Below are 2,595 nucleotides of genomic sequence, written 5' to 3'. Positions count from 1 at the left end.
GGGGGGGGGGGGGGGCTATCGGGCCCCCCGCCCCTCACCCCTCCGCGATCACCACCGCCGATGCCACCCCCGCGTCGTGGCTCAGGGAGATGTGCCAGGACTTGACGCCCAGCTCGGACGCGCGGGACGCGACCGTGCCGGTTACTCGGACGCGGGGTTGGCCGGAGGGTTCGACGTAGACCTCGGCGTCGGTCCAGCGGAGGCCGCTGGGGGCGCCCAGGGCCTTGGCGAGGGCCTCCTTCGCGGCGAAGCGGGCCGCGAGGGAGGCGATGCCCCGGCGTTCCCCGCTGGGGAGCGTGAGTTCGCCGGGGAGGAAGAGGCGATCGGCCATGCTGGGTGTGCGTTCCAGCGCGGCGCGGAAACGGTCGATCTCGGCGACGTCGATGCCGACTCCGATGATGGGCATGATCCGCACCCTAGCCTCAGCCCGAGGCCGCCCCGCCTCCGCTCACTCCACCGTCACCGCCTTCGCTCACTCCACCGTCACCGACTTCGCCAGGTTCCGCGGCTGGTCCACCTCGTTCCCCCTCGCCGTCGCCAGTTCGCAGGCGAAGACCTGGAGGGGGACCGTGGCGACGAGCGGCTGGAGCAGGGTGGGGGTGGCGGGGATACGGATCAGGTGGTCGGCGTACGGGACGACCGCCTCGTCGCCCTCCTCCGCGATGACGATCGTGCGGGCACCGCGCGCGCGGATCTCCTGGATGTTGGAGACGATCTTGTCGTGGAGGAGGGAGCGGCCCGCCGGGGAGGGGACCACGACGACCACCGGGAGGTCCTCCTCGATCAGGGCGATCGGACCGTGCTTCAGCTCGCCCGCCGCGAAGCCCTCCGCGTGCATGTAGGCCAACTCCTTGAGCTTCAGGGCGCCTTCCAGGGCCACCGGATAGCCCACGTGGCGGCCCAGGAAAAGCACCGTGTTCTTGTCGGCGAGGGTGCGCGCCAACTCCCGTACCGGCTCCATCGTTTCGAGGACCCGTTCCACCTCGCGGGAGATGCGGGAGAGGTCGCGGACCACCGCCCGGATCTCGTCGGCCCACTTGGTGCCGCGTACCTGGCCGAGATACAGGGCCACGAGATAGCAGGCCACCAACTGCGTCAGGAACGCCTTCGTGGAGGCGACCGCCACCTCCGGGCCCGCGTGGGTGTAAAGGACCGCGTCGGACTCGCGGGGGATCGTCGAACCGTTGGTGTTGCAGATGGCGAGGGCGCGGGCGCCCTGTTCACGGGCGTGACGCAGGGCCATCAGCGTGTCCATGGTCTCGCCGGACTGGGAGATGGCGATGACCAGGGTGTGCGGGCCGAGGATCGGGTCCCGGTAGCGGAACTCGCTCGCCAGCTCCACCTCGCACGGGATACGGGTCCAGTGCTCGATGGCGTACTTGGCGATCATGCCCGCGTGGAACGCCGTACCGCACGCGACGATGACCACCTTGTCCAGCTCGCGCAGTTCCTTGTCGGGGATCCGGACCTCGTCCAGGGACAGTGAGCCCGCCGCGTCGATACGGCCGAGGAGCGTGTCCGCGACCGCCTTGGGCTGCTCGGCGATCTCCTTGAGCATGAAGTAGTCGTAGCCGTCCTTCTCCGCCGCCGACGCGTCCCAGTCGACGTGGTAGGAGCGGACCTCGGCGGGGCGGCCGTCGAACGTCGTCACCGTGACGCCGTCGCGGCGCAGTTCGACCACCTGGTCCTGGCCCAGTTCGATCGCCGAGCGGGTGTGGGTGATGAACGCGGCCACGTCCGAGGCGAGGAAGGCCTCGCCCTCGCCGACACCGACCACCAGGGGTGAGTTCCGGCGCGCGCCCACGACCACGTCCGGCGCGTCCGCGTGCACCGCGACCAGGGTGAACGCTCCCTCCAGCCGTCGGCACACCAGCCGCATCGCCTCCGCGAGGTCCTCGCAGGAGGAGAACTCCTCGGCGAGCAGGTGGGCGACGACCTCGGTGTCCGTCTCGGAGACCAGGTCGTGGCCCCGTCCGGCCAGTTCGGCGCGCAGCGCGGCGAAGTTCTCGATGATGCCGTTGTGGACGACGGCGACCCGGCCCGCGTTGTCGAGGTGCGGGTGGGCGTTGGCGTCCGTGGGGCCGCCGTGGGTGGCCCAGCGGGTGTGGCCGACGCCGGTCGAACCGGCCGGCAGCGGGTGGCCGACCAGCTCCTTCTCCAGGTTGACCAGCTTCCCGGCCTTCTTCGCGGCGGCCACGCCCCCGTCGGCCAGTACCGCCACGCCCGCGGAGTCGTACCCCCGGTACTCCAGCCGCTTCAGTCCGGCCAGGACCACGTCGAGCGCGGACTGCGAGCCGATGTATCCCACGATTCCGCACATATCAACCCCTGTGTCTTACCGTTCGCGACCTGCTGTGTGCCGTAGGTGACTGTACGTGACGCCGGTGGTGTCCGGTGAGCCCTCATATCGGGTGACTTCCCACGCGGATATCGGGTGACCGTACGCGCGGCGCCCTCGCCCGCGCGCGTGCGGCACGTATCGCTGATCACATGACGAGCAGACGAATGACGTTCCGTGCCGTCGCCGTGTCCCTCGCCCTGGTGGCCGCCCTCCCCGTCGACGCCGCCGCGGCCGCCCTCACGCCGCACGCGCCC

General features: G+C 70.8%; 2 protein-coding genes. Both read right to left on the bottom strand.

Annotated elements, in window-relative coordinates; all coding sequences use genetic code 11:
* Positions 1–34: 34 nt before the first annotated feature.
* Positions 35–406 carry a holo-ACP synthase gene (locus AWZ10_RS10115; protein ID WP_046706953.1) on the bottom strand — a complete coding sequence of 124 codons (372 nt, stop codon included), beginning with the start codon at positions 404–406 and terminating at the stop codon, positions 35–37.
* Positions 407–472: 66 nt separating this feature from the next.
* The gene (gene glmS, locus AWZ10_RS10110; RefSeq protein ID WP_060890907.1) at positions 473–2,320 is read right to left on the bottom strand and encodes a glutamine--fructose-6-phosphate transaminase (isomerizing); all 1,848 of its coding nucleotides are present in this window, start codon (positions 2,318–2,320) and stop codon (positions 473–475) included.
* Between the last annotated feature and the right edge of the window lie 275 nt (positions 2,321–2,595).

Origin of the sequence: Streptomyces europaeiscabiei, assembly GCF_001550375.1 — a bacterium.
Classification (GTDB): domain Bacteria; phylum Actinomycetota; class Actinomycetes; order Streptomycetales; family Streptomycetaceae; genus Streptomyces; species Streptomyces europaeiscabiei.
This window is presented reverse-complemented; position numbering and strand designations above follow the sequence as displayed.